The organism is Pseudomonas sp. R4-35-07, assembly GCF_003852235.1.
Classification (GTDB): domain Bacteria; phylum Pseudomonadota; class Gammaproteobacteria; order Pseudomonadales; family Pseudomonadaceae; genus Aquipseudomonas.
Genome location: NZ_CP027732.1, coordinates 4,650,488 through 4,673,491 on the forward strand (window position 1 = coordinate 4,650,488; position 23,004 = coordinate 4,673,491).

At 60.3% G+C, this 23,004-nt stretch carries 21 protein-coding genes and 2 tRNA genes; 11 read left to right on the forward strand and 12 right to left on the reverse strand.

Annotated elements, in window-relative coordinates; all coding sequences use genetic code 11:
* Nucleotides 1–78 precede the first annotated feature (78 nt).
* The gene (locus tag C4J89_RS21210) at nt 79–642 is read right to left on the reverse strand and encodes an NAD(P)H nitroreductase (protein ID WP_124364230.1); all 564 of its coding nucleotides are present in this window, start codon (nt 640–642) and stop codon (nt 79–81) included.
* A gap of 139 nt (nt 643–781) precedes the next feature.
* Here C4J89_RS21210 and C4J89_RS21215 point away from each other — a divergent pair, with 139 nt between their 5' ends.
* Genes C4J89_RS21215 through C4J89_RS21225 form a run of 3 tightly spaced genes read left to right on the forward strand, consistent with a single transcriptional unit; the run spans nt 782 to nt 4,405 of the window.
* Entirely contained in the window at nt 782–2,209 is a 1,428-nt protein-coding gene (locus C4J89_RS21215; protein ID WP_124415506.1) for a di-heme oxidoredictase family protein, read from the forward strand.
* A gap of 31 nt (nt 2,210–2,240) precedes the next feature.
* On the forward strand, nt 2,241–3,305 hold the full coding sequence (locus C4J89_RS21220) for an imelysin family protein (protein WP_124364232.1): 1,065 nt from the start codon (nt 2,241–2,243) through the stop codon (nt 3,303–3,305).
* Between the two features lie 2 nt (nt 3,306–3,307).
* On the forward strand, nt 3,308–4,405 hold the full coding sequence (locus C4J89_RS21225; protein ID WP_124416057.1) for a DUF1513 domain-containing protein: 1,098 nt from the start codon (nt 3,308–3,310) through the stop codon (nt 4,403–4,405).
* A 66-nt stretch (nt 4,406–4,471) separates the two neighbouring features.
* Here C4J89_RS21225 and C4J89_RS21230 read toward each other — a convergent pair whose 3' ends face one another.
* The 5 genes from C4J89_RS21230 to colR form a co-directional block, all read right to left on the reverse strand.
* Nucleotides 4,472–4,699: a hypothetical protein gene (locus C4J89_RS21230; protein ID WP_124364233.1), complete on the reverse strand. Its 228-nt coding sequence runs from the start codon at nt 4,697–4,699 to the stop codon at nt 4,472–4,474.
* Nucleotides 4,696–5,415, reverse strand: coding sequence for a lipopolysaccharide kinase InaA family protein (locus C4J89_RS21235; RefSeq protein ID WP_124415507.1), 720 nt, complete (start codon nt 5,413–5,415; stop codon nt 4,696–4,698). The genes C4J89_RS21230 and C4J89_RS21235 overlap by 4 nt, the downstream gene beginning before the upstream one ends.
* A gap of 4 nt (nt 5,416–5,419) precedes the next feature.
* Nucleotides 5,420–6,100, reverse strand: a complete 681-nt coding sequence (locus C4J89_RS21240) for a class I SAM-dependent methyltransferase (protein ID WP_124364235.1) — start codon at nt 6,098–6,100, stop codon at nt 5,420–5,422.
* A gap of 188 nt (nt 6,101–6,288) precedes the next feature.
* Nucleotides 6,289–7,569 carry a HAMP domain-containing sensor histidine kinase gene (locus C4J89_RS21245; RefSeq protein WP_124364236.1) on the reverse strand — a complete coding sequence of 427 codons (1,281 nt, stop codon included), beginning with the start codon at nt 7,567–7,569 and terminating at the stop codon, nt 6,289–6,291.
* Nucleotides 7,559–8,242, reverse strand: a complete 684-nt coding sequence (gene colR / locus C4J89_RS21250; RefSeq protein ID WP_124364237.1) for a two-component system response regulator ColR — start codon at nt 8,240–8,242, stop codon at nt 7,559–7,561. The genes C4J89_RS21245 and colR overlap by 11 nt, the downstream gene beginning before the upstream one ends.
* A 200-nt stretch (nt 8,243–8,442) precedes the next feature.
* On the opposite strand from colR, the gene C4J89_RS21255 reads away from it, so the two are divergent.
* Together C4J89_RS21255 and C4J89_RS21260 are read left to right on the forward strand one after the other, a co-directional pair.
* Nucleotides 8,443–10,392, forward strand: coding sequence for an LTA synthase family protein (locus tag C4J89_RS21255; protein ID WP_124415508.1), 1,950 nt, complete (start codon nt 8,443–8,445; stop codon nt 10,390–10,392).
* A 51-nt stretch (nt 10,393–10,443) separates the two neighbouring features.
* Entirely contained in the window at nt 10,444–11,163 is a 720-nt protein-coding gene (locus C4J89_RS21260; protein ID WP_124415509.1) for a phosphatase PAP2 family protein, read from the forward strand.
* A gap of 77 nt (nt 11,164–11,240) precedes the next feature.
* On the opposite strand, the gene groL is transcribed toward C4J89_RS21260, so the two are convergent.
* The 5 genes from groL to C4J89_RS21285 form a co-directional block, all read right to left on the reverse strand.
* Entirely contained in the window at nt 11,241–12,887 is a 1,647-nt protein-coding gene (gene groL, locus C4J89_RS21265) for a chaperonin GroEL (RefSeq protein ID WP_065887544.1), read from the reverse strand.
* A 50-nt stretch (nt 12,888–12,937) separates the two neighbouring features.
* Entirely contained in the window at nt 12,938–13,231 is a 294-nt protein-coding gene (locus C4J89_RS21270; protein ID WP_124364240.1) for a co-chaperone GroES, read from the reverse strand.
* A 248-nt stretch (nt 13,232–13,479) separates the two neighbouring features.
* Entirely contained in the window at nt 13,480–13,956 is a 477-nt protein-coding gene (locus C4J89_RS21275; protein ID WP_124364241.1) for an FxsA family protein, read from the reverse strand.
* A 66-nt stretch (nt 13,957–14,022) separates the two neighbouring features.
* Nucleotides 14,023–14,754, reverse strand: a complete 732-nt coding sequence (locus C4J89_RS21280) for a HugZ family protein (protein WP_124415510.1) — start codon at nt 14,752–14,754, stop codon at nt 14,023–14,025.
* A gap of 102 nt (nt 14,755–14,856) precedes the next feature.
* On the reverse strand, nt 14,857–15,864 hold the full coding sequence (locus C4J89_RS21285) for a DUF481 domain-containing protein (protein ID WP_124415511.1): 1,008 nt from the start codon (nt 15,862–15,864) through the stop codon (nt 14,857–14,859).
* A gap of 193 nt (nt 15,865–16,057) precedes the next feature.
* Between C4J89_RS21285 and C4J89_RS21290 the strand changes: the two genes are divergently transcribed.
* The 4 genes from C4J89_RS21290 to C4J89_RS21305 all read left to right on the forward strand — a co-directional run bounded on the left by C4J89_RS21290 (nt 16,058) and on the right by C4J89_RS21305 (nt 20,843).
* Complete coding sequence (locus C4J89_RS21290; RefSeq protein WP_256657927.1) at nt 16,058–16,372, forward strand: MGMT family protein; 315 nt, start codon at nt 16,058–16,060, stop codon at nt 16,370–16,372.
* 43 nt (nt 16,373–16,415) lie between these two features.
* A complete protein-coding gene (locus C4J89_RS21295; protein WP_124364245.1) occupies nt 16,416–17,948 on the forward strand; it encodes an AmpG family muropeptide MFS transporter in 1,533 nt (510 codons plus the stop codon).
* A 205-nt stretch (nt 17,949–18,153) separates the two neighbouring features.
* Nucleotides 18,154–19,869, forward strand: a complete 1,716-nt coding sequence (locus tag C4J89_RS21300; protein WP_124364246.1) for a proline--tRNA ligase — start codon at nt 18,154–18,156, stop codon at nt 19,867–19,869.
* A 20-nt stretch (nt 19,870–19,889) separates the two neighbouring features.
* On the forward strand, nt 19,890–20,843 hold the full coding sequence (locus C4J89_RS21305; RefSeq protein ID WP_124364247.1) for a hypothetical protein: 954 nt from the start codon (nt 19,890–19,892) through the stop codon (nt 20,841–20,843).
* Nucleotides 20,844–20,973: 130 nt separating this feature from the next.
* Here the strand turns inward: C4J89_RS21305 and dinB are convergent, their stop codons facing one another.
* Nucleotides 20,974–22,032: a DNA polymerase IV gene (dinB, locus tag C4J89_RS21310; protein ID WP_124371739.1), complete on the reverse strand. Its 1,059-nt coding sequence runs from the start codon at nt 22,030–22,032 to the stop codon at nt 20,974–20,976.
* 278 nt (nt 22,033–22,310) lie between these two features.
* Between dinB and C4J89_RS21315 the strand changes: the two genes are divergently transcribed.
* Nucleotides 22,311–22,387, forward strand: a tRNA-Met gene (locus tag C4J89_RS21315).
* A 271-nt stretch (nt 22,388–22,658) separates the two neighbouring features.
* Nucleotides 22,659–22,735 (forward strand) — tRNA-Met (locus C4J89_RS21320).
* Nucleotides 22,736–23,004: the final 269 nt, after the last annotated feature.

Here is a 23,004-nt window from a genome sequence, read left to right on the forward strand (position 1 = left end):
GAGTGTCAGCCAACTTATCTGTCACTGACACAACGCCATCGGGAGCAAGCCCCCTCCTACATTGGGATCACTTTTGTCTTAGAGACCGGTCCAGCCTTGGACGAACGGTGTCAGATCTTCCTTCGGCGCGGTGCGCGGCGGGTTCTGGGGGGTACCCAGGTAGAGAAAGCCAATCACTTCCTCGCCGGGTACCAGCCCCAGGCCCTTGGCGACGTGGGCCGAGTAGGACAACTCACCCGTGCGCCACACGGCACCAATCCCCTGGGCATACGCCGCCAGCAGAATGCCGTGAGCCGCGCAGGCAGCGGCCAGCAATTGTTCGGATTTGGGCACCTTGAAGTGCTCCTGCAAACGCGCAATCACCACCACTACCAGCGGCGCGCGCAACGGGCCGTTCTGGGCTTTGTCGATGGCGGCTTGCGGGGCGTCGGCATCCTGCAAGCGCGCAGCTTCGGCGAGCAGCGTGCCCATCCGCTCACGGGCCGTGCCTTCCACGGTGAGGAAGCGCCACGGGCGCAGTTGGCCGTGGTCGGGCGCACGCATGGCGGCGGCGAACAGCACGTCGCGCTGCTCCTGGGTCGGTGCCGGTTCCAGCAGGCGCGGCACGGAAACACGGTTGAGCAAAGCGTCGAGAGCCTGCATTGGCCACCTCCAGAAAAAAATGTGCGCTCATTCTAGCGGAATGAATCGGGATGCCACCAAACGATAATTGCTCTTATTCAAACTGCCCCGCCCTGTTAGACTTTGCCCCCACATTTTTCGCCTTCGTTCAGGAAACTCGATGTTCCGTTCGCTACTTCACCTGTGCGCAGCGTTGATGGCCCTGGGCCTGACCGCCTGCGACGACGCCCCGCAGTTTACCCAGGCCGAACCGGGTGAAGCGCGCGCTGGCGGTGCCACCACGGTGAACAAGCGCGACCAGAACGCGTTTTCCCTGCCCTCGGCCAACCTGGCGCCCACCCGCCGCCTGGACTTCAGCGTCGGCAACAGTTTCTTTCGCAGCCCCTGGGTGATCGCGCCTTCGACCACCACCGCGCGTGACGGCCTGGGTCCGCTGTTCAATACCAACGCCTGCCAGAACTGCCATATCAAGGACGGCCGGGGCCACCCGCCGCTGGCCGATGCGCCCAATGCCGTGTCGATGCTGGTCCGCTTATCTATCCCGGATGCCGCACCTTACGCCAAGCTCATCGAACAACTCGGCGTGGTGCCCGAGCCGGTCTATGGTGGGCAACTGCAGGACATGGCCGTGCCCGGCGTAGCGCCGGAAGGCAAGGTGCGGGTCGATTACACACCGGTCAACGTCCAGTTCAAGGACGGTACGGTGGTCGAGTTGCGCAAGCCCGACCTGCAGATCACCCAGCTCGCCTACGGCCCGATGCACCCCGACACGCGTTTCTCTGCGCGCATCGCCCCGCCAATGATCGGCCTGGGGCTGCTCGAAGCCATCAGCGACGCCGATATCCTGCGCAACACCGATCCGAAAACCGCTGACCGTGAGGCCATCATCGGCCGGGCGAATCAGGTGTGGGATGACGCCGCGCAAAAAACCGTGCTGGGGCGATTTGGCTGGAAAGCCGGGCAACCCAACCTCAATCAACAAAATGTTCACGCGTTTTCTGGTGATATGGGCCTCACCACCTCCCTGAGACCCTTCGATGACTGCACCGACGCCCAAGTCGCCTGCAAACAGGCACCCAACGGCAACGGCCCCGAAGGCGAGCCGGAAGTCAGCGACAACATCCTGCGCCTGGTGCTGTTCTATACGCGTAACCTCGCCGTGCCGGTGCGCCGCGACGTCGATGCGCCGCAGGTGCTGGCCGGTAAAAACCTGTTCTTCCAGGCCGGCTGCCAGGGCTGTCATAAGCCGACGTTCACCACGGCCGCCAACGCCGCCGAACCTGAGCTGGCCAACCAAGTGATCCGCCCCTACAGCGACTTGCTGCTGCACGACATGGGCGAAGGGCTTGCCGACAACCGTACCGAATTCAAGGCCGGTGGCCGCGACTGGCGTACCCCGCCGTTGTGGGGCATCGGCCTGACGCATACCGTGAGTGGTCACACCCAGTTCCTGCATGACGGCCGCGCCCGCAACCTGCTCGAAGCCGTGCTCTGGCATGGCGGGCAAGCGCAAGCGGCGCAGCAGCATGTGTTGTCGTTCAACGCCGAGCAGCGCGCCGCGTTGCTGGCATTTCTGAATTCTCTATAAGCTTTGCCCCAATTACAGAAGGGAGCTCGACATGTTCCGTCCCAAGTTGTTGTTCACCAGCCTGGCCGCCCTTGCCCTCGGCGCCTGCTCGCCCCAGGACCCGCAAGCGGTGACCTCGGCGGCCATCGCCAAGCAAGTCATCCTGCCCACGTATAGCCGCTGGGTTGAAGCCGACCGCCAACTGGCCGTCAGCGCCCTCGCCTACTGCCAGGGCAAGGAAAGCCTGGACACCGCCCGCGCCGACTTCCTCCACGCGCAAAAAGCCTGGGCCGAGTTGCAACCGCTGCTGATCGGTCCGCTGGCTGAAGGCAACCGCGCCTGGCAGGTGCAGTTCTGGCCGGACAAGAAAAACCTGGTGGGGCGCCAGGTCGAACAGCTGGTCGCCAGCCAGCCACAGATCGACGGCGCCGCCCTCGCCAAATCCAGTGTGGTGGTGCAAGGCCTGTCCGCCTACGAATACATCCTCTACGACGCCAAGCCTGACGTCGCCGACGAAGCCCAGAAAGCCCGTTATTGCCCGCTGCTGATGGCCATCGGCGAGCGTCAGAAAGCCCTGGCCGAAGAGATCCTGGCCAGCTGGAACAGCACCGACGGCATGCTGGCGCAGATGAGCAAGTTTCCGAACCAGCGCTACGCCGATTCCCACGAAGCCATTGCCGACCTGCTGCGCGTGCAAGTGACCGCCCTGGATACCCTGAAGAAAAAACTCGGCACGCCGATGGGCCGCCAGACCAAGGGCATCCCGCAACCGTTCCAGGCCGATGCCTGGCGCAGCCAGTCGTCCCTGCAGAGCCTGGAAGCCAGCCTCGCGGCAGCCCAGACCGTGTGGGTGGGCGTCGACAACAAAGGCCTGCGCGGCCTGTTGCCGGCCGATCAGAAAGCCCTGGCCGACAAGATCGACGCTGCGTATGCCGCGTCACTGAAACTGTTCGCCAGCAACCAGCGCTCCCTCAACGAACTGTTGAACGATGACGCCGGGCGCCAGCAGCTCAACGATCTCTATGACAGCCTCAACGTGGTCCATCGCCTGCATGAAGGCGAGTTGGCCAAGGCGCTGGGCATCCAATTGGGCTTCAACGCCAACGACGGTGACTGATGATGCTCAGGCGACAGGCTTTGGCGGTTGGCAGCGTGCTGCTCAGTGCACTGACGTTGGGCGGCTGGACGCTGTTCAAGCAAAAAGACAAGGGCCCCCTGCTGCTGTCGGCGCGCGATGACGCCGACGGCAAGCACTATGCCGTCGGTTATCGCCTGGACGGCACGCAGGTGTTCGCCACCGAGGTCGGCCAGCGCTGCCACGACATCGTCAACCACCCGACGCTGCCGATCGCGCTGTTCGTCGCCCGTCGCCCGGGCACTGAGAGTTACCTGGTCGATCTGCGTGATGGCACGCTCCTGCAGACCATCACCTCGAACCCCAATCGCCACTTCTATGGGCACGCGGTGATCCACAAGAGCGGTGACTGGCTGTACGCCACCGAGAACGACACGTCCGATCCCGGCCGTGGCTTGCTCGGCGTGTATCGGTTCGAAGGCGAGCGGTTGGTGCACAGCGCAGAAATCTCCACCCATGGCATCGGCCCGCACCAGGTCTCTTGGATGCCCGATGGCGAAACCCTGGTGGTGGCCAACGGCGGCATTCGTACCGAAGCCGAAAGCCGTGTGGAGATGAACCTCAATGCCATGGAGCCGAGCCTGGTGCTGATGCACCGCGACGGCCGCCTGATCAGCAAGGAAACCCTGGGCCAGCAGATGAACAGCGTGCGCCATATGGGAATCGCCAGCGATGGCACCATCCTCACAGGGCAGCAGTTCATGGGGCCGTCCCAGGAGCGGTCCGAGCTGCTCGCGATCAAGCGTCCGGGCCAGCCATTCGTGGCCTTTGCGGTGGCCGATGCGCAGTTGCAGGCGATGGGGCACTACACCGCCAGCGTCGCGGTGCACAGTGAGCTGCGGCTGGTGGCGTTGACGGCGCCGCGTGGCAACCGCTTCTTTATCTGGGGCATGGACAGCGGCGAGTTGCGCCTGGATGGGCCATTGCCCGACTGTGCCGGTGTGGGTGCGGTAGCGGACGGCTTCGTTGTCACGTCAGGCCAGGGGCGTTGCCGCTTCTATGATTGCCGCCAGAAACAGTTACTGGCCAAACCGTTGGAATTGCCGGCGGGGTTTTGGGATAACCACCTGCACCTGATCTGATTCACGCTCACCCAGGCAAAAAAAGGGCCTCGCATCGCAAGGCCCTTTCCGGGGGGTTCAATCGCTTCAACTTTGCGGCCTCATCGCTTGAGACATCCCGAACATGAATAACAGCAATTCATGATCGGGCTTGGCCGCCACACTGACCTTGGCGACACGTGGCTGCAGGCATAGCCCACCGCCTTGCGCCGCACTGAGTACCTGTGTGCGAGGCTGTTCCCACGCAGCCAGGGCGAGGGCTGCAATGCCCAACGCCCCGACCAGGAACACACCTCGTGCTATTTCTAGCTTCATCTGGTTAAACCCTTGATAGCGCTGCCAAACGCCGTCTCATAAAAGTAGCTGAGTTTTTTCCAGTCGGTATCGTTCCACGACGAATGGCGGCGCAATTGCAGCATGTCATGGGAGGCGGCCCGATAAGCGGTCAGACGCTGGCGACATTTTTCAAAGTCCAGCAACGCCACTTCCACGGTCACCGCATCGCCCTCGCCGGTGACCCGTACGAAGATGTGCTTGATATACAGGCAACCATGCTGCCAGCGCCCTTTGTGCATGCGCGCCAGGGTCCCGGCCAGCTCCTTGAGCAGGCGTTCATGCACCTCCTCACCGTATTGCTCACGGCCACCGGCGGCGTACCAGTTTTCGATCTCGTCGAAACCGTCCAGCGAAGCGGTCACCAGCATGGCTTTCCATTGATGCTCAGGGTCGCGTCGCGCCTCGCAAAACACCATCTCCGGCACCCGTACATCGAGCAAGCGCAGGCCCCTGAGGGCATCACGTTCACGCAACACGGTCGGACGTCCAAACGGATGCAGCCAACTGCGGTAGATGTGGCCGGTCTGGCGCTTGCAGTAGAGCAAACGGCCATTGGAACTGACCACCCGCTGTACGCCACTTTCACCGCCACGCCGACGATTGGGCTCTTCTACCCATTCGCCCTGCTGGCGCCAGAAAAAATCAAATCGTTCTTCGGGAGCTACATGACTGCCGACTACGCACTCAACTGCCATCCTGTTACCTCTTACGCAATACATAGACTCGCCACATGGCGTAGAGCGGCATGAAGTCCAGGGATTCCTGAACCCGGAAACCGGCCTGCTCGAATTCTGCCTCGACAGTAGCAGCCGGTAACACAAACCGGTTTTGGTAACCTTCCTGCTCACCTTTCTTACGACGACGCACTTCGGCGCGCTTACGCTTCCACGCCTTGAAATTGCCATCCACCCACAGCGAGATAATCACGCTGTCACGGGTAACACGTTGAAACTCCCGCAGTATTGTCATCCTGTGCGCTGGGTCACCGATGTGGTGCATCAGGCGCATGCAGAAAATACTGTCGACCGAATTATCTGGCAAATCGATATCAAAGGCAGATGTCTGCAAAGGACGTACCCGTTTCACCACTTCCGGGGGTTGGGCCACCGTGGCGACCTTCAACATCGACGCCGAATTGTCGGCCCCGATGATCACGCGGTTGGGTTTCTCGGCCAGCAACGGCCAAAACCGACCGGCACCACACGGCAAGTCCAATACCAGGCTTGGCTCACCGGCCATGGCCAGCGCAGCGCGCGCCAGCTGCTCGTCGCGTTTGTGGGACCACCGGCGGGCCAGATTGTCCTGATGCTTGAGCAAATAGCGGTGAGCGTGGTTATCGTCGTACTTTTCAGAAAACTCTAACTTGATCGGCGAAGGCATCTTACATCTCCAATTACTGATGCCTACAACCCTAAGCAGCGAACTGTGATCAACAAGTCAACTCGTTGTGAAAAACTTGTCCTGTCCAATTGCATACATTTCAAGACTTTACAGAAACATTCAGTAGCATCGGGCCATCTTCGCTGAAAAACCGGCGTCGTGCAGCAGCAAATTGTCAGACTGAGCGGTCAGGTTTTGACTTGATCCAATTCGACATGAAAACGGCAACCATTGGGCTCCATGGTGCTCAGGGTCACGCTCCAGCCTTGGTTCTCACAGATGCGCTGCACCAGCGACAAGCCCAACCCTAGCCCCTCGCCGCGCTTCTCGCTGCCCCGCACAAACGGCTCGAACATCGCCTCACGCTTGTCTTCAGGAATGCCCACACCGGTATCCTCCACCACAAAACCGCTGGGCTCCAGGGTGAGGCGGATAAACCCTTGCTCGGTGTAATGCAGTGCATTGCGCAACAGATTGCCCATCACCGCATGCAGGAAGGTCGTGTTGTAGCGTGTGTCCAGCGGATTGCCTGGGCAGTAGATCAGTTCAAGGCCCTTTTGCTCGATGGGCCCGCGCCAGATCCCGATCAGGTCCTCAGCCACCTGTGTCAGGTTGACCTGGGCCGACATGGCGGCATCGTCATGCTGGGCACGGGCCAGCATCAGGAAGGTCTGCACCAGCTCGCGCATTTCTTCACAGGCCCGGGCGATTCGCTGGACCTGGTTACGCCCCCGTTGATCGATTGCCGGGTTTTCCAGCAGCAGCTCGCAGGAACTGGCCAGCACCATCAAGGGTGTGCGCAACTCATGGCTCACATCGCTGGTAAACAATTGCTCGCGAGACAGCGCCTGGCGCAAGCGACCCAGGGTGGCATCGAACGCCACCGCCAACTCGCCCACTTCGTCGGCGGCATAATCCGGCGCCAGAGGCGGGGCAAGCCCGAGCAACTGGTCGCGATGGCGCACCTGACGCGCCAGCCGTACCACCGGCGCCATCACCTTGCGCGCCAGCACCCAGCCGAGGAACACCGCCAGCGCCAGGCTGAGCACGAAGCCCACCAGCACCACGGCAAACAGGACGCGCTCGCGCTCTTCGAAATCGCTTTGGTCCTGCAGCAGCACATAACGTCGGCCATCGATCACTTCGACCATGGCGTGGTACGACAGCGACTCGCGAAACACTTCATGAAAGCCTGGGTCCAGATGCCGCAGGTCCTTGGGCAGCTCGAAATCGCCGGGGCCGCCGCTGAAATAAAACAACTGGTCAGGCTCCGGCCGGTGTCGCCAGTCTTCCATGCTGTCCATCAACAGCAGCCGTTGCAGATCGCCGCCCAGGCCCGCCGAAATCAACTTCTCTTCCACCAGGTGCACCGTCGCGACGATGCCCATGGCGAAAGCCCCCGCCACCAACGCGCTCATCAAGGCAAAGGCGATGATGATCCGCTGGGCAAGGCTTTGCTTAAACTCCATCACGTCCCTCGGCGAGGCGATAACCCACACCGTGCACCGTTTGCAGCAGCGGCTTGGCGAAAGGTTTGTCGATCACTTGGCGCAATTGGTGGACGTGGCTGCGCAGGCTGTCGCTGTCCGGGCAATCATCGCCCCACAAGGCTTCTTCGAGGATTTCCCGACGCAATACGTGCGGGCTTTTCTGCATCAACACTGCCAGCAGCTTCAGGCCGACCGGGTTGAGCTTGAGCATGCGCCCTTCGCGCGTGACCTCCAGGGTGTCGAGGTCGTAATGCAGGTCGCCCACTTGCAACACACGCCGCCCGCCACCCTGGGCCCGGCGCAGAACCGCTTCGATGCGGGCGGCCAGTTCGGACAAGGCGAACGGCTTGAGCAGGTAGTCATCGGCCCCGGACTTGAAGCCCTGCAGCCGGTCATCCAACTGGTCGCGGGCGGTGAGCATGATCACTGGCGTGTCGCGGCGTGCATCTTCACGCAGGCGTTTGCACAGGGTGTAGCCATCGATGCCGGGCAGCATGATGTCGAGCACGATCAAGTCGTAATGCTCGGTGGCGGCCAGGTGCAGGCCCGACAAACCGTCCTGCGCACAGTCCACTGTGTAGCCTTTGAGCCCCAGGTAATCGGCCAAGTTGGCCAGAATATCGCGGTTGTCTTCAACCAATAAAATTCGCATGGGCAGTGTCTCCGTACGCGGTAACGGCCGTGTTGGCTCGCGCAGCTTAAGGCCAAGTGCGGCTCAGGGATAGAGCGGCGAGCCCCGTCGATAAAGGTTTTCAACTGATTGGGCAGCCAAACGAGTTTTTCACTATAGCTTCACAAACTGACTACAGTGTCAGCGCGAAGATCGCCGCCATTGATAAAAGGAAATTTGACATGGGGCTCCCCAAAACTGCGCCTGTGCGCTATCTGCTGTTGATAACCGGCGCCTGGCTGGTTGTTTTCCTGTTGACCCGCAGCGTGCTGCTCATCACTCACCTGGATGAAGTCGGCGGTAACCTGCTGCCGGTGTTCGGCGTGGGCTTGCTCTACGACCTCGGCTTCCTGGCCTACGCGGCGTTACCGCTGGGGCTGTACCTGTTGCTGTGCCCGCCGGCGCTGTGGCGCCGCCGCGGTCATCGCTGGTTCCTGCAAGCGCTGCTCACGGTGAGCCTGTTCGCGATGCTGTTCACGTCGGTGGCCGAATGGCTGTTCTGGGATGAATTCGGCGTGCGCTTCAACTTTATCGCCGTTGATTACCTGGTGTACTCCGATGAGGTGTTGAACAACCTGCTGGAGTCCTACCCGATCGGCAAGCTGCTCAGCCTTTTGGCGATGCTCGCGCTGATCCTCAGCGTGGCCCTGCGCAAGCCCTTCAACGCCGCGATGGCCGCGCCCCTGCCGGCGCTGCGTGGCCGGTTGGTGAATGCAGTGGCCTTGCTGGTGGTCGCCGGCCTCAGCCTGCAATTGATCAGCCAGGACAGCCCGCGCACCCAAGGTGGCAACGCCTACAAAAACGAACTGGCCAGCAATGGCCCTTATCAGTTCTTTGCCGCGTTCCGTAACAACGAACTGGATTACACGCAGTTCTACAAAAGCCTGCCAACCGATGTGATCGCCAAGCAATTGCGCGCCGAACTCAGCGAACCTAACGCCCGTTTCATCGACCAGGACCCCCTGGATATCCGCCGCGCCATCACCAACCCCGGAACCCTGCGCAAGCCCAATATCGTGCTGGTCACCATCGAGAGCTTCAGCGCCAAATACATGGGCAGCAACGGCGACGAGCGCCACCTCACGCCCAACCTCGATGCGCTGCGCCAACAGAGCCTGTACTTCAATAACTTCTATGCCACCGGTACGCGTACCGACCGTGGCCTGGAAGCCATCACCCTGGCGGTTCCTCCTACGCCTGGGCGCTCTATCGTCAAGCGCATCGGCCGCGAAAGCGGTTTCGCCAGCCTGGGGCAGCAGCTTTCCGCCATTGGCTACGACAGCGTGTTCGTCTACGGCGGGCGCGGTTACTTCGACAATATGAATGCGTTTTTCAGCGGCAATGGCTATCGCGTCGTCGACCAGAGCAGCGTGCCCGAAGCGCAAATCTCGTTTAAAAACGCCTGGGGCATGGCCGACGAGGACCTGTACAAACAAACCCTGAATCTGGCCGATGCCGACTACGCCAAGCAGCAGCCGTTTTTGCTGCAGTTGATGACCACCTCCAACCACCGTCCCTACACCTACCCGGACGGGCGTATCGATATCAAATCCGGCAAGGGCCGTGACGGCGCGGTGAAATACACCGACTACGCCATCGGCCAGTTCCTCGACGCGGCGCGCCAGAAGCCCTGGTTCGATAACACGATCTTCGTGTTCGTCGCCGACCACACCGCCGGCAGTGCAGGCAAGGAAGACTTGCCCATCACCAACTACCAGATCCCCCTGTTCATCTATGCACCGAAGCTGATCGACGCCCGGGAAACCGCGCAACTGGCCAGCCAGATCGACCTGGCGCCGACGCTGCTGGGCTTGATCAACCTGAGCTACGAATCGACATTCTTTGGCCGCAACCTGTTGCAAGATAACCCGCTGCCACCGCGCGTGGTGGTCGGCAACTACCAGCACCTTGGCCTTTTTGACGGCACGAACCTGGCGATTCTCAGCCCGCGCAAAGGCCTGCGTCGTCATGACCAGGCGCTGGGGGACAGCCAGGAACTGCGCGCCGGCAGCGACGACCCGTTGATCCAGCGGGCGATCACCTATTACCAAGCCGCCAGCTACGACTACAAGCAACAACTGCTGAGTTGGAGAGCCCCCAAGGAAGAGGCCCCAGCCCTGAGCACACGCTAATCAAAACGTCCCGTGCGAGTGAGTACGGGACGTTTTTTACCAAGGTTCGTCATGAAGCCCCCCGCCTCCCTACCCGTTTCTAAACCGCTTAATTTTTGGCTGTGTCTGTGCCTCCCCGTCGGCGCCGCATTGGTCTTGCTGCTTCTGCAGCTGACCTCGCTGGACATGGACCTGGCCAAACGCTTCTACGATGCCGAGCAAGGCGGCTTCATCGGCCGCTATAGCTTCTTTCTCGAAGACATCCTGCATGATCGCGCCAAGCAACTGGTGATCCTGTTTTCGGTACTGGCGATTCTCGGGCTGGTGGGCAGTTTCATCCTGCAGCGACTCAAGCCCTACCGCCGCGAACTGGTCTGCCTGGTGCTGTCCCTGGCAATGGCGACGGCTTTCGTGGCGCCGTTGAAGACCATTACCGCAGTGCAATGCCCCTGGAGCCTCAAGGAATTCGGTGGCCAGGAAATTTACAGCGAACTGCTTAGCCCTCGCCCGCCGACCGATAAACCCGGTCGCTGCTGGCCCGGCGGACATGCGGCAACCGGGTTTGCCTTGTTCGCTTGGTTTTTTGCCCTGCGGGATCGGCGGCCACGCATGGCGCGCAACGCGTTTATCTTCGCGGTGGGCTTGGGCAGCGTGTTTTCAGTGAGCCGCATGCTGCAAGGGGCGCACTTTTTTTCCCACAACATCTGGACGGCGATATTTTGCTGGCTGATCTGCCTGGGCATGTATTGCCTACTGTTGTACCGGCCATCGAAGCCCGCCACGTCCCGTTGACGGCTTGCGCAACATCCATAAAAAACCCCGCCTGCATCACTGCAGGCGGGGTTTTTCAGTAGCCGGGTAAGGCTGGCTTACATCATGCCGCCCATACCACCCATGCCGCCCATGTCTGGCATACCGCCGCCGCCAGCGCCTTCAGCCTTAGGCTTGTCGGCGATTGCAGCTTCGGTGGTCAGGATCAGGCCGCCGATGGAGGCTGCCGCTTGCAGCGCGGAACGCGTCACCTTGGTTGGGTCCAGGATGCCCATTTCGATCATGTCGCCGTAGACGCCAGTCGCAGCGTTGTAACCGTAGTTACCTTTGCCGTTCTTGACTTCGTTGACCACAACGCTTGGCTCGTCGCCGGAGTTGGCAGCGATCTGGCGCAGCGGTGCTTCAACGGCACGACGCAGTACAGCGATACCAACGTTCTGGTCAGCGTTGTCGCCGGTCAGGTTGGTCAGGGCTTCCAGAGCACGGATCAGCGCAACGCCACCGCCAGGTACCACGCCTTCTTCAACGGCTGCACGGGTTGCGTGCAGGGCGTCTTCAACGCGGGCCTTCTTCTCTTTCATTTCGACTTCGGAACCGGCGCCAACCTTGATCACTGCAACGCCGCCGGACAGCTTGGCCAGACGCTCTTGCAGTTTTTCACGGTCGTAGTCCGAGGAAGTCTCGGCTACTTGAGCGCGGATCTGAGCGATACGCGACTCGATGTCACCTTCAACGCCAGCACCGTCAACGATGATGGTGTTTTCCTTGGAGATGGTTACACGCTTGGCGCTACCCAGGTTTTCCAGGGTGGCGCTTTCCAGGCTCAGGCCGATCTCTTCGGAGATAACGGTACCGCCGGTCAATACGGCGATGTCCTGCAGCATGGCCTTGCGACGGTCGCCGAAGCCTGGAGCCTTGACGGCTGCAACCTTGACGATGCCACGCATGTTGTTCACAACCAGAGTCGCCAGGGCTTCGCCTTCAACGTCTTCGGAAACGATCAGCAATGGGCGGCCGGCTTTGGCAACGGCTTCCAGCACTGGCAGCATTTCGCGGATGTTGGAGATCTTTTTGTCGACCAGCAGGATCAGCGGGCTGTCCAGCTCAGCAACCATGGTGTCTGGCTTGTTGACGAAGTACGGGGACAGGTAGCCACGGTCGAACTGCATGCCTTCTACAACCGACAGTTCGTTTTCCAGGCCCGAGCCTTCTTCAACGGTGATCACGCCTTCTTTGCCGACTTTTTCCATGGCTTCGGCAATGATGTCGCCGATGGAGCTGTCGGAGTTGGCGGAGATGGTACCTACCTGAGCGATAGCCTTGGTGTCAGCGCATGGCTTGGACAGGTTTTTCAGCTCGGCAACGATGGCGATGGTCGCCTTGTCGATACCGCGCTTGAGGTCCATTGGGTTCATGCCGGCAGCGACGGCCTTGTAGCCTTCGTTGACGATGGCCTGAGCCAGTACGGTCGCGGTGGTGGTGCCGTCACCGGCGTCATCGTTGGCACGGGAGGCAACGTCTTTGACCAGCTGCGCGCCCATGTTTTCGAAACGGTCTTCCAGTTCGATTTCTTTGGCGACGGAAACGCCGTCCTTGGTGATGGTCGGAGCGCCGAAGCTCTTCTCGATGATCACGTTACGGCCTTTCGGGCCCAGGGTCGCTTTTACTGCGTCAGCCAGGACGTTGACACCGGTGAGCATTTTTTTGCGGGCGGAGTCGCCGAATTTAACTTCTTTAGCAGCCATGATCGATATTCCTTAAATACTTTGGAGTAAACGGAAAATGAGCGGGGAAATCAGTCTTCCAGTACGGCGAGAATTTCGTTCTCAGCCATTACCAGCAGGTCTTCGCCGTCGATTTTCACAGTGTTGCTGCCGGAGTAAGGGCCGAAAACAACCTTGTCACCCACTTTCACGGCCAGCGCACGTACTTCACCGTTTTCCAGAGCCTTGCCTGGACCCGCAGCAAGAATCACACCGTGGTTGGCTTTTTCAGCAGCCGAACCTGGCAGGACGATCCCGCCGGCGGTTTTCTTTTCTTCTTCACTGCGACGGATGACGACGCGGTCATGCAGAGGACGAAGCTTCATTGTCGATCTCTCCTAATTGTGTTTTTCATCGGCCGGTATCAATTCCGGCGGGTTAAATTCCGGCGGTGCCGGTCGCGGCTCGCTGGGCGAACCGCGGAAGTCTGTCTAGTGTCACCACCAGAAACCTTGCGGTGACCGTTACATAAGGGCGCCCAGGCTTATTACAAGGGCCAGCGCCGGAAATTTTTTTGGATTGACTCAAGGATGAATGCAACACGGCACCCGAAGGTGCCGTGCCGGTGAAGCGGTTATTTGTTGTCGCGGTGTTCGAATTCGCCTTCGATCACATCGCCTTCACGCCCCAAGGGCTGGCGCGGGGCCGGGCCGCCACGGGGTTGCAGGTCGTCGGCAAAAGCACGCTGGCGCAGGGCCGCTTCTTCGGCACGCTGGCGCATCTTGCCGGCCAGCAATTTGCGCGTGACCGGCAGCAGCATGACCAGGCCCACCACGTCGCTGATGAAACCCGGCAGGATCAACAGGCCACCGGCCAGGGCCATCATCAGGCCTTCGAGCATGGTCTGGGCGGGCAGCTCACCGCGGTTCAGGCTTTCACGGGCACGCAGTGCCGTCGCCAGCCCGGCGACGCGCAGCACCAGCACGCCGAGCATCGAGCCGAGAATGATCAGCAGCAGAGCCGGGAAAAATCCAATCGCACCGCTGACTTGGACGAATACGAACAGCTCCAGCACCGGGAACAAGAGAAAAAGCAACAAAAAAGGGCGCATCAAATGGTTCCTCAACGCAAGAATGCCTTGCTAGTTCACCTTAGATGACGTCGCCTTTTCGTGAATTCAAGCACTAACGTCTGATTTTTTCGGCCAGGATTCGGCGTGAGCCAATGAAACCAAGGCTTCGCGTACTTGTGTCGGCGTGTTGCAAGGTTCGCCAAACGGCAGCCAGTGCAGCGACTGGCCGACACGCAGGTGCATGCCTTCGCTGTCGATGCCGGCCAGTTGCGCAGGCTCGGTCGTCGGTAAACCAGCAAGGTTGACGTAATGGGCGATGGCCTTGGCGTGATCGCTGTTCATGTGTTCGATCATGCTGCGTTCGGCGTTGCCCGCGAACGGATTGGCCAAGGTCAGGTGGTCGACCCAGTGGATCGCGCCGAACCCGCCGATATACCGGTGGCGCACCGGCTGGAGCACCCAGAAATCGAAATCGTGGGCCTTGTGGTAGTTGGCCGAGTCCGGGAAGTAGCGGTAGTAGCGCTCGGCAGCGGCGTCGATGGCGGCTTCGTCTTCCAGCTTCCGGGCTTGCGCCAGGTAGGTCAGGCGTCCGACGGCCTGCACATCGGCCGCTTCGCGCTCACCCACCAGCAACGAACACTTGGGGTCGTTCTGCAGGTTGTGGGTGTGCTGGGCGATGCGGCTGATCAGGATCAGCGGGTGGCCCTGCTCGTCGAGGCAGTACGGCACGACCGAACCGAAGGGAAAACCGGGCATGGCTTTGGATTGTGTGGCCAAGGCCCCACGGTATTCCTTGAGCAACAGCTCTCGGGCGTTCCTGGCAACGTGCGCGCTCAATGTATGACTCCTGGGTTGTTTCGCCGCCCATGGCATATGGGAATGGATCTCAACACAAGGTAATCAATATCCGCGCAGGTTGCCAGGGTGCTCGATGCCGCGTTACCAGGCCACGCCAAACCCTGCGGTGTAGCGGGTCTTGCTCAGGCTGCTGTCGGAATCGCCGCTGATGACGTCGCGCTCGGCCTTGAGATTGAGCGAGGCCCATTCGGTGACCTTGTAGCGCAGGCCCATCTCGGCATCCAGGGAATACTCGGCCGGACCGTCGATCGGCTTGCCCAGCTCGCCGTTGGTGAAGAATTCCACGGTCTTGCCTACCAGGTAGCGGTTGTAGTTCCACTTCATGGCCAGGGAATAGAAGTTGTCCTTGCCGCCATCGGCGTATTCGTAATCGGTGCGGTTGATCAGCGAGCCGAGGGAGAACGCGCCCAGTTCATCGTCCCAGAACTGATAGCCCGGGCCGGTACCGACGGTGCGTTGGCGCGCCAGGTCTTCAACCTTGTCGCGCTTGTAGGTCAGGCGGCCTTGCCAGAACCAGTGCTCGGTGATGAAGCGGTCCAGATCGTATTCCAGCGCCCAGTTGTCGGTGGTGGTGACGTCGTCCTGGAATTCGCGGTTGTATTCGCCCTTGCCGGTGTGGCGCCACTGGCCGTGACGGGCCGAGGTCTTGAAGTCGACGTCGTAGTCGTTGGTGTCTTTGTCGGCACGCTTGTAGTCCAGCGCCAGGTCGATGTTGCCCTTCCACACCAGGTCTTCGATCACAGGCTTGGGCTTGAGGATTTGCTGGATACTGGCCAAGTCCACGGTCTTGGGCGCTTCGCCGTTGGCCAGCACGACTTTGCCATCCTCCGCCGGCTTGAGGGACTTGGCCTTTTCACCGGCATAGGCGTCCTGCTTGACCAGCAACTCCTGGTCGCTCTCCAGGGTTTTCACCTGCTTCCAATCCACCGGGATGGCGCCCCCGTAGCTGGTTTGGATCAGCAACTTGCCGCCGTCGAAGACTTTGATCTTGCCGGTCAGGCGGTCACCGTTCTTCAACCAGACGGTATCGGCGAGCAAGGGCGTGGAAGCACTGAGAACAGCGAGGCACAGCAGGGTTCTGGACAACATAAGCAGATACGGGGCTCGGGGTTGGCGAAAGGAAGACGCTATCGTGTGAGATAGCCTGAACTGACTCAACTATTTATATTGAGTTCAATACGCGACACCAAGTTTACAGACGTTTCTTACAAAAACACCGACGTTCTCAACGGATAGACCCACAGTGAATGAACCTGCCGACACCCCGCAAAGCCCCGCCGACATGCGCCGCACCGCGCTGTACCTGACCTTGGCGCAAGTGCCCGCAGGTTGCGTCGTAAGCTACGGCGAGTTGGCGCACCTGGCCGGGTTGGGGCGCGCCGCACGCTGGGTCGGGCGTACCCTGAGCCAGCTTCCCGCAGACACCCGACTGCCCTGGCATCGGGTGCTGGGTGCCGGTGGTCGGATAAGTCTGCCGGTGGGCAGCGCCTCAGGTGACGAGCAACGTGCGCGTTTACGCAGCGAAGGTGTCAGCATCCTGAACAATCGCGTTGATATTCAGCGCCATGGCTGGCGCCCGGTAGAGCACAGCGGTTAGAGTGCGCGCTTTGTTTCCGCAAATCTGAGGCAGACTCCAGCCCATGCCCCGTAAAACCTGGCGCGCCGCGCTCGCCGCCTATGCCAGCCCCTCGACGTTAGTGCTGTTGTTGCTCGGTTTCGCTGCCGGCATGCCTTATATGTTGGTGTTCTCGACGCTTTCCGTGTGGCTGCGTGAAGCGGGTGTGGCCCGCGAGACCATCGGTTATGCAAGCCTGATCGGGCTGGCCTACGCCTTCAAATGGGTCTGGTCGCCGCTGCTCGACCAATGGCGGCTGCCATTGCTCGGTAAACTCGGGCGCCGGCGTTCCTGGCTGGTGCTCTCCCAGTCGCTGGTGATCCTCGGATTGATCGGCATGGGCTTTTGTGACCCACAAAAACACTTGTCCTGGCTGATTGCCATTGCCGTCGTCGTGGCCTTCGCCTCGGCCACCCAGGACATCGCCGTCGACGCCTACCGCCTGGAAATCGCCGACGACAGCCGCCAGGCCGCCCTGGCCGCCAGCTATATGTCCGGTTATCGCATCGCTGCCCTGCTGGCCACGGCCGGCGCGCTGTTCTTTGCCGAAGGCTTCGGCTCCACCGGTTTCAACTATAAGCACTCGGCCTGGACCGGCACCTATGTGCTGTTCGGCGTGTTGATGGTTCCGGCCCTGCTCACCACTCTGTTGATGCGCGAACCCAACGTGCCGCTGCGCACCCAGTTGCAGGCCGGGCGCTATAGCTTCGTGCATCAGTTGGCGTCAGTGTTCGTGCTGATTGTGCTGCTGGTGTCGGTGCCTGCCATGTTTACCCAGCTGTACAACACGGATTTCGCCAGCGTGCTGTTCCAGGGCGTGAGCCTGTGGGAACTGCTAATGGAAGACCGTGCCTTCCTGCGCGCTATCCTCTATATCCTGCTCACCGCCCTGTGCCTCTCGGCCATGGGCCGCCGTGGCCTGGCGCCGGTGCTGACGCCGGTTAACGACTTTATCCTGCGCTACCGCTGGCAGGCGTTGCTGCTGCTCGGGTTGATCGCCACCTATCGCATGTCCGACACCGTCATGGGCGTAATGGCCAACGTTTTCTATATCGACCAGGGTTTTACCAAGGACCAGATTGCCGGGGTCAGCAAGATCTTCGGCCTGATCATGACCCTGCTCGGCGCCGGCATGGGCGGCCTGTTGATCGTGCGGTTCGGGATTCTGCCGATCCTGTTCATCGGTGGCGTGGCCTCGGCCGGCACCAATCTGTTGTTCGTCATGCTCGCCGACATGGGCCCCGACCTGCAGATGCTGATCGTCACTATTTCCCTGGATAACTTCAGCTCCGGCCTGGCCACCTCTGCCTTTGTCGCCTACCTGTCGAGCCTGACCAACCTCAAGTTCTCCGCCACCCAATACGCGCTGCTCAGCTCGATCATGCTGTTGCTGCCGCGCCTGATCGGCGGGTACTCGGGGGTGATGGTGGAGAAGTTCGGCTATCACAGCTTCTTTATGATCACCTGCCTGCTGGGGGTGCCGACGCTGTTCCTGATTGCCCTGCACTGGTTCCAGGAGAATCGGCGGATTCGGTTGAATCCCCCGCAAGAAGACTGACACTGTGGGAGGGGGCTTGCCCCCGATAGCGGTGGGTCAGTGACACATAAGCGCCTGACACCCTGCTATCGGGGGCAAGCCCCCTCCCACATTTGGATCTTCCACAGTCAGTCAGATCCCCCGCAATGTCACGCCTGTACTCCAGCAGCAAGCGCCCGTACAATCCCAAGTCATTTCAAGTCCAAGCAACCGACAACGGCCTACCATGCGTACCAGTCAATATTTGCTCGCCACACAGAAAGAAACGCCTTCCGACGCGGTTGTGATCAGCCATCAGCTGATGCTGCGCGCCGGCATGATCCGCAAACTGGCCTCCGGCCTGTACACCTGGCTGCCCATGGGCTTGAAGGTGATGCGCAAGGTCGAAGCCATCGTTCGTGAAGAAATGAACGCTGCCGGCTCTCTGGAAGTGTTGATGCCGAGCACCCAACCGGCTGAACTGTGGCAGGAATCCGGACGTTGGGAAGAGTACGGCCCCGAGCTGCTGCGCTTCAAGGACCGTCATGGCCGCGATTTCTGCGCCGGCCCGACCCATGAAGAAGTCATCACCGACCTGATGCGCAACGAGTTGAGCAGCTATAAACAGCTGCCTCTGAACCTGTATCAGATCCAGACCAAATTCCGTGATGAAATCCGCCCACGCTTCGGCTTGATGCGCGGCCGTGAATTCATCATGAAGGACGCCTATTCGTTCCATGCCGACCAGGCGTCCCTGCAGGCGACCTACGACCGCATGCACCAGGCCTACTGCAACATCTTCACGCGCCTGGGCCTGAAATTCCGCCCGGTTGAAGCGGACAACGGCTCCATCGGCGGCGCCGGCTCCCACGAATTCCACGTGCTGGCCGAATCCGGCGAAGACGACATCGCGTTCAGCAACGGTTCCGACTACGCGGCAAACATCGAGAAAGCCGAAGCCATCCCACGGGAAACCTCGCGCCCAGCGCCAGCCGAAGAACTGCGCCTGGTCGATACTCCGGACACCAAGACCATCGCGGCCCTGGTGGAAAAATTCAATCTGCCGATTGAAAAGACCATCAAGACCCTGATCGTGCGCGCCGAAGAAGAAGGCAAGCTGATCGCCCTGGTGATCCGTGGTGACCACGAACTCAACGAAATCAAGGCGGCCCAGCAACCTGGCGTGGCCAGCCCGCTGGTCATGGCCACCGATGCCGAACTACGCGACGCCATTGGCGCCGGCGCCGGTTCCCTCGGCCCGCTGAACCTGCCTCTGCCGATCATCATCGACCGTTCGGTCGAGCTGATGAGCGACTTCGGGATCGGTGCGAACATCGACGACAAGCACTACTTCGGCGTGAACTGGGAGCGTGACCTGCCGGTTCCGACCGTGGCCGACCTGCGCAACGTCGTGGCCGGCGACCCAAGCCCGGATGGCAAGGGCACCCTGGAGATCAAGCGCGGCATCGAAGTTGGGCACATCTTCCAGCTGGGCAACAAGTACAGCAAGGCGATGAAGTGCGAAGTGCTGGGCGAGAACGGCAAGCCGATCACCCTGGACATGGGCTGCTACGGCATTGGTGTGTCCCGCGTGGTCGCCGCTGCCATCGAGCAGAACAACGACGAGAAAGGCATCATCTGGAGCGACGCCCTGGCTCCATTCCAGGTTGCGCTGGTGCCGTTGCGCTATGAAACCGAGCAAGTGCGCGAAGCCACCGACAAACTGTATGCCGAACTGACGGCCGCCGGTTTTGAAGTGCTGCTCGATGACCGGGACAAGAAAACCAGCCCGGGCATCAAGTTCGCCGACATGGAACTGATTGGCATCCCCCACCGGATCGTGGTCAGTGACCGCGGCCTGGCCGATGGCAATCTGGAATACAAGAGCCGGACCGAAGCCGAGGCCCAACCGTTGCCGGTGGCTGACGTGCTGTCTTTCCTTCAGGCGCGTATTCGTCGCTGAAAACCAGATCAAGAGAAGTCATGTTCAAGCGAAACACCAGAGCCCTGGGGGGCGCCGCCTTGTGCGGCGCCCTGCTGGTCAGCGGCTGCGCCAACCAGATGTCGCAACGCAGTGAGCACGAGGAGCGGGTCGAGCGTAAGTTACTCGACCACAGCCTGCAGATCGATGTAGGTGAGCCCAAAGTGCTGGAGCTGCCGCAACGTCGGGTTCGGATTCACGAGCAAAAGACCTTTGAAGTTACCGAATTCGAAGTCACTCGGCGTTACGACCGCTACACGCCCTATCAGCCCTGGCGCAAACTCTACGAGATGCCCCTGGGTGCCGTGGCGCTGGTGGCTGGCGCGGGGGCCAATGTGGTGAACATCTTCGCCCTCGGCAACCTGCCCGCCAGCATGACCCGCGATTGGCTGAGCTACGGCGTGGACGGCATTAACCCGTTCATGAACGTGCAATCCCACGGCCGTGCCCAGCAGAACCTCGCGGGCATCGATGAAGTCCAGCGTGACAAGCGCCTGGAGTATTCGAGCCTGCCCTGGAGCGAACGCCCGGTACAGGTTACCGCCGGCAAGCAGACCCATGAACTGACCACCGACCGAGACGGCGTCCTGCGCCTGAACCTGCTGGACAGTCCGTTTGCCGAGCAGGACCTGAACCGCATCACCACTTTGAAGATCAGCGTGGAAGACGGCCAGGACGACGTGCACACGGATTCGACCCTGGCGATCAGCAGCACCCTGCGCGGAAAATTGCTGGAAGCCCATGGCCTGATCTACGACGATTTGGAAGACGACGAAGTCAACCAGTGGGTACACCGGGTCAAGCGCCTCTCGGAGCTGGGCCTGGAAGAAGAAGCCAGCGAACTGGAGCAAAGCCTGATTGAACTGACACGCAATGACCCGGAGTTGCAGCAGGAGTTTTTGCAGGCGCTGGCCAAGGATGCCGGGCGGTTAGTCGCAGACCCTGGCGCACGCTGAGCCCAGGTTTTTTTGTAGGAGCGAGCTTGCTCGCGAAAAACTCACAGGCACCGCGTTCTTCCAGGAAACACGCGTTATCGTTGACGTTTTTCGCGAGCAAGCTCGCTCCTACAGGGGGCACCCGGTTTTTTTACCAGGAAAACTCGAGCTGTTCGTTACCGCTGCTCAAATCCAGCAAGCGCACGCCAATCCCCAACAACCGCACCGGCTTCCCACCACGGTTGAACGCCTGGGTCATCAGCTGTTGATAACTCTCCAGGTCCCGCCCTGCCCCGGCCTGCTCCAGAGTGGTCTGGGTAAAGTCATGAAACTTGACCTTCACGAACGGCTTGCCCGCCCGGTAGCTGCTGTCGATACGCGCCATGCGCCCGGCCAGGGTGTCCATGAGCTCGGGCAGCTTTGCCAGGCAGCTTGAAAGATCCGGCAAGTCCACATCGTAGGTATTTTCCACGCTGATCGATTGCCGCCGGCTGTCGTTCTGCACCACGCGGTCATCGATCCCACGGGCGAGGCTCCAGAGGCGCTCACCAAAACTGCCGAATTCGCGCACCAGCGCCAGCTTGTTCCACTCCCGCAATTGCAGGCAATCTTCAATGCCCAGGCGCGCCAGCTTGTCGGCAGTGACCTTGCCAACCCCATGCAACTTACTCACCCGCAACTGGGAGACGAAATCTTCGACCTGGTCCGGGGTAATCACAAACAGGCCGTTGGGTTTTTTCCAGTCGCTGGCGATCTTGGCCAGGAACTTGTTGGGCGCCACGCCCGCAGACACGGTGATGTGCAATTGATTGGAGACACGCCGGCGAATGTCCTGGGCGATGCGCGTGGCACTGCCGCCAAAGTGCGGGCTGTCGGACACGTCGAGGTAGGCTTCATCCAGCGACAACGGCTCGATCAAGTCGGTGTAGTCGCGAAAGATCGTCTGGATTTCCTTCGATGCTTCTTTATAGGCATCCATCCGCGGCTTGACGATCGTCAGGTCCGGGCACAACTTCAACGCGTGACGGGATGACATCGCCGAGCGCACCCCATACGCCCGCGCTTCATAATTGCACGTAGCGATCACCCCCCGCCGGTCTGCCGAGCCGCCGACAGCCAAGGGTTTTTGCGCCAGGCTCGGGTCGTCGCGCATCTCGATGGCGGCGTAGAAGCAATCACAGTCGACGTGGATGATTTTGCGCTGCGTCATATAAACGGGGTGTGAACCAACGGGTGGCCAGTATCGCATTCACCCCTGTATATAGCACCAGTAGTTTGAATCTTCTGTCTGAGCGGTACGAAATATCGCAGATGAATTTGTTTTCTCAATCGAATTCGGCCCTCCAATAGAGCTGAAAGCCTCGGCCCGACTGGCTCCGCGCCCCTACCACGTTCGCCTTGGAGAGCTAACCGATTGAACCACAAGCGCTTTTCTTCTATTTTCGGGTTGACACACTCGCGATCCTCTGTAGAATGCCGACACACAGACGCGGGATGGAGCAGTCTGGTAGCTCGTCGGGCTCATAACCCGAAGGTCGTCGGTTCAAATCCGGCTCCCGCAACCAAACATCAAAAAAGGCTACTCGAAAGAGTGGCCTTTTTTGTGCGCGCCTGTTTTACCTCCCTCCCCTGTAGGAGCGAGCTTGCTCGCGAAAAACTTCAACACACCGCTGGCTACCTGAAGCGCTGCGTTATCGTTGACGCCTTTCGCGAGCAAGCTCGCTCCTACAATGAAAGTGGCAAGGCCTTGATTTTGAATAAATCAGCGTTAATTTGAGCCATCGACTCATTAACGGTTGACACCTCGTCGCTGGACTGTAGAATGCCGCCCACAGACGCGGGATGGAGCAGTCTGGTAGCTCGTCGGGCTCATAACCCGAAGGTCGTCGGTTCAAATCCGGCTCCCGCAACCAAACATCAAAAAAGGCTACTCGAAAGAGTGGCCTTTTTTGTATCCGGTGAAAAAGTTCTTCTGAAACAATGGTATGGCATCTTTCATGAAACCGTAGACGGTTTGTAGAGTCCATCCCATTGCACGCTATGCTCGATACTCAAGCGCTACCTTCTACGACCAATGGCCGCAGTCGCCGCACTTGGTGATCCGCGTTAATATTTGTAATTATTTTGTCCATAGGGATTGGTAACTTGGCTGGATACCTCCATCCTGTCGCGCACAATCCAC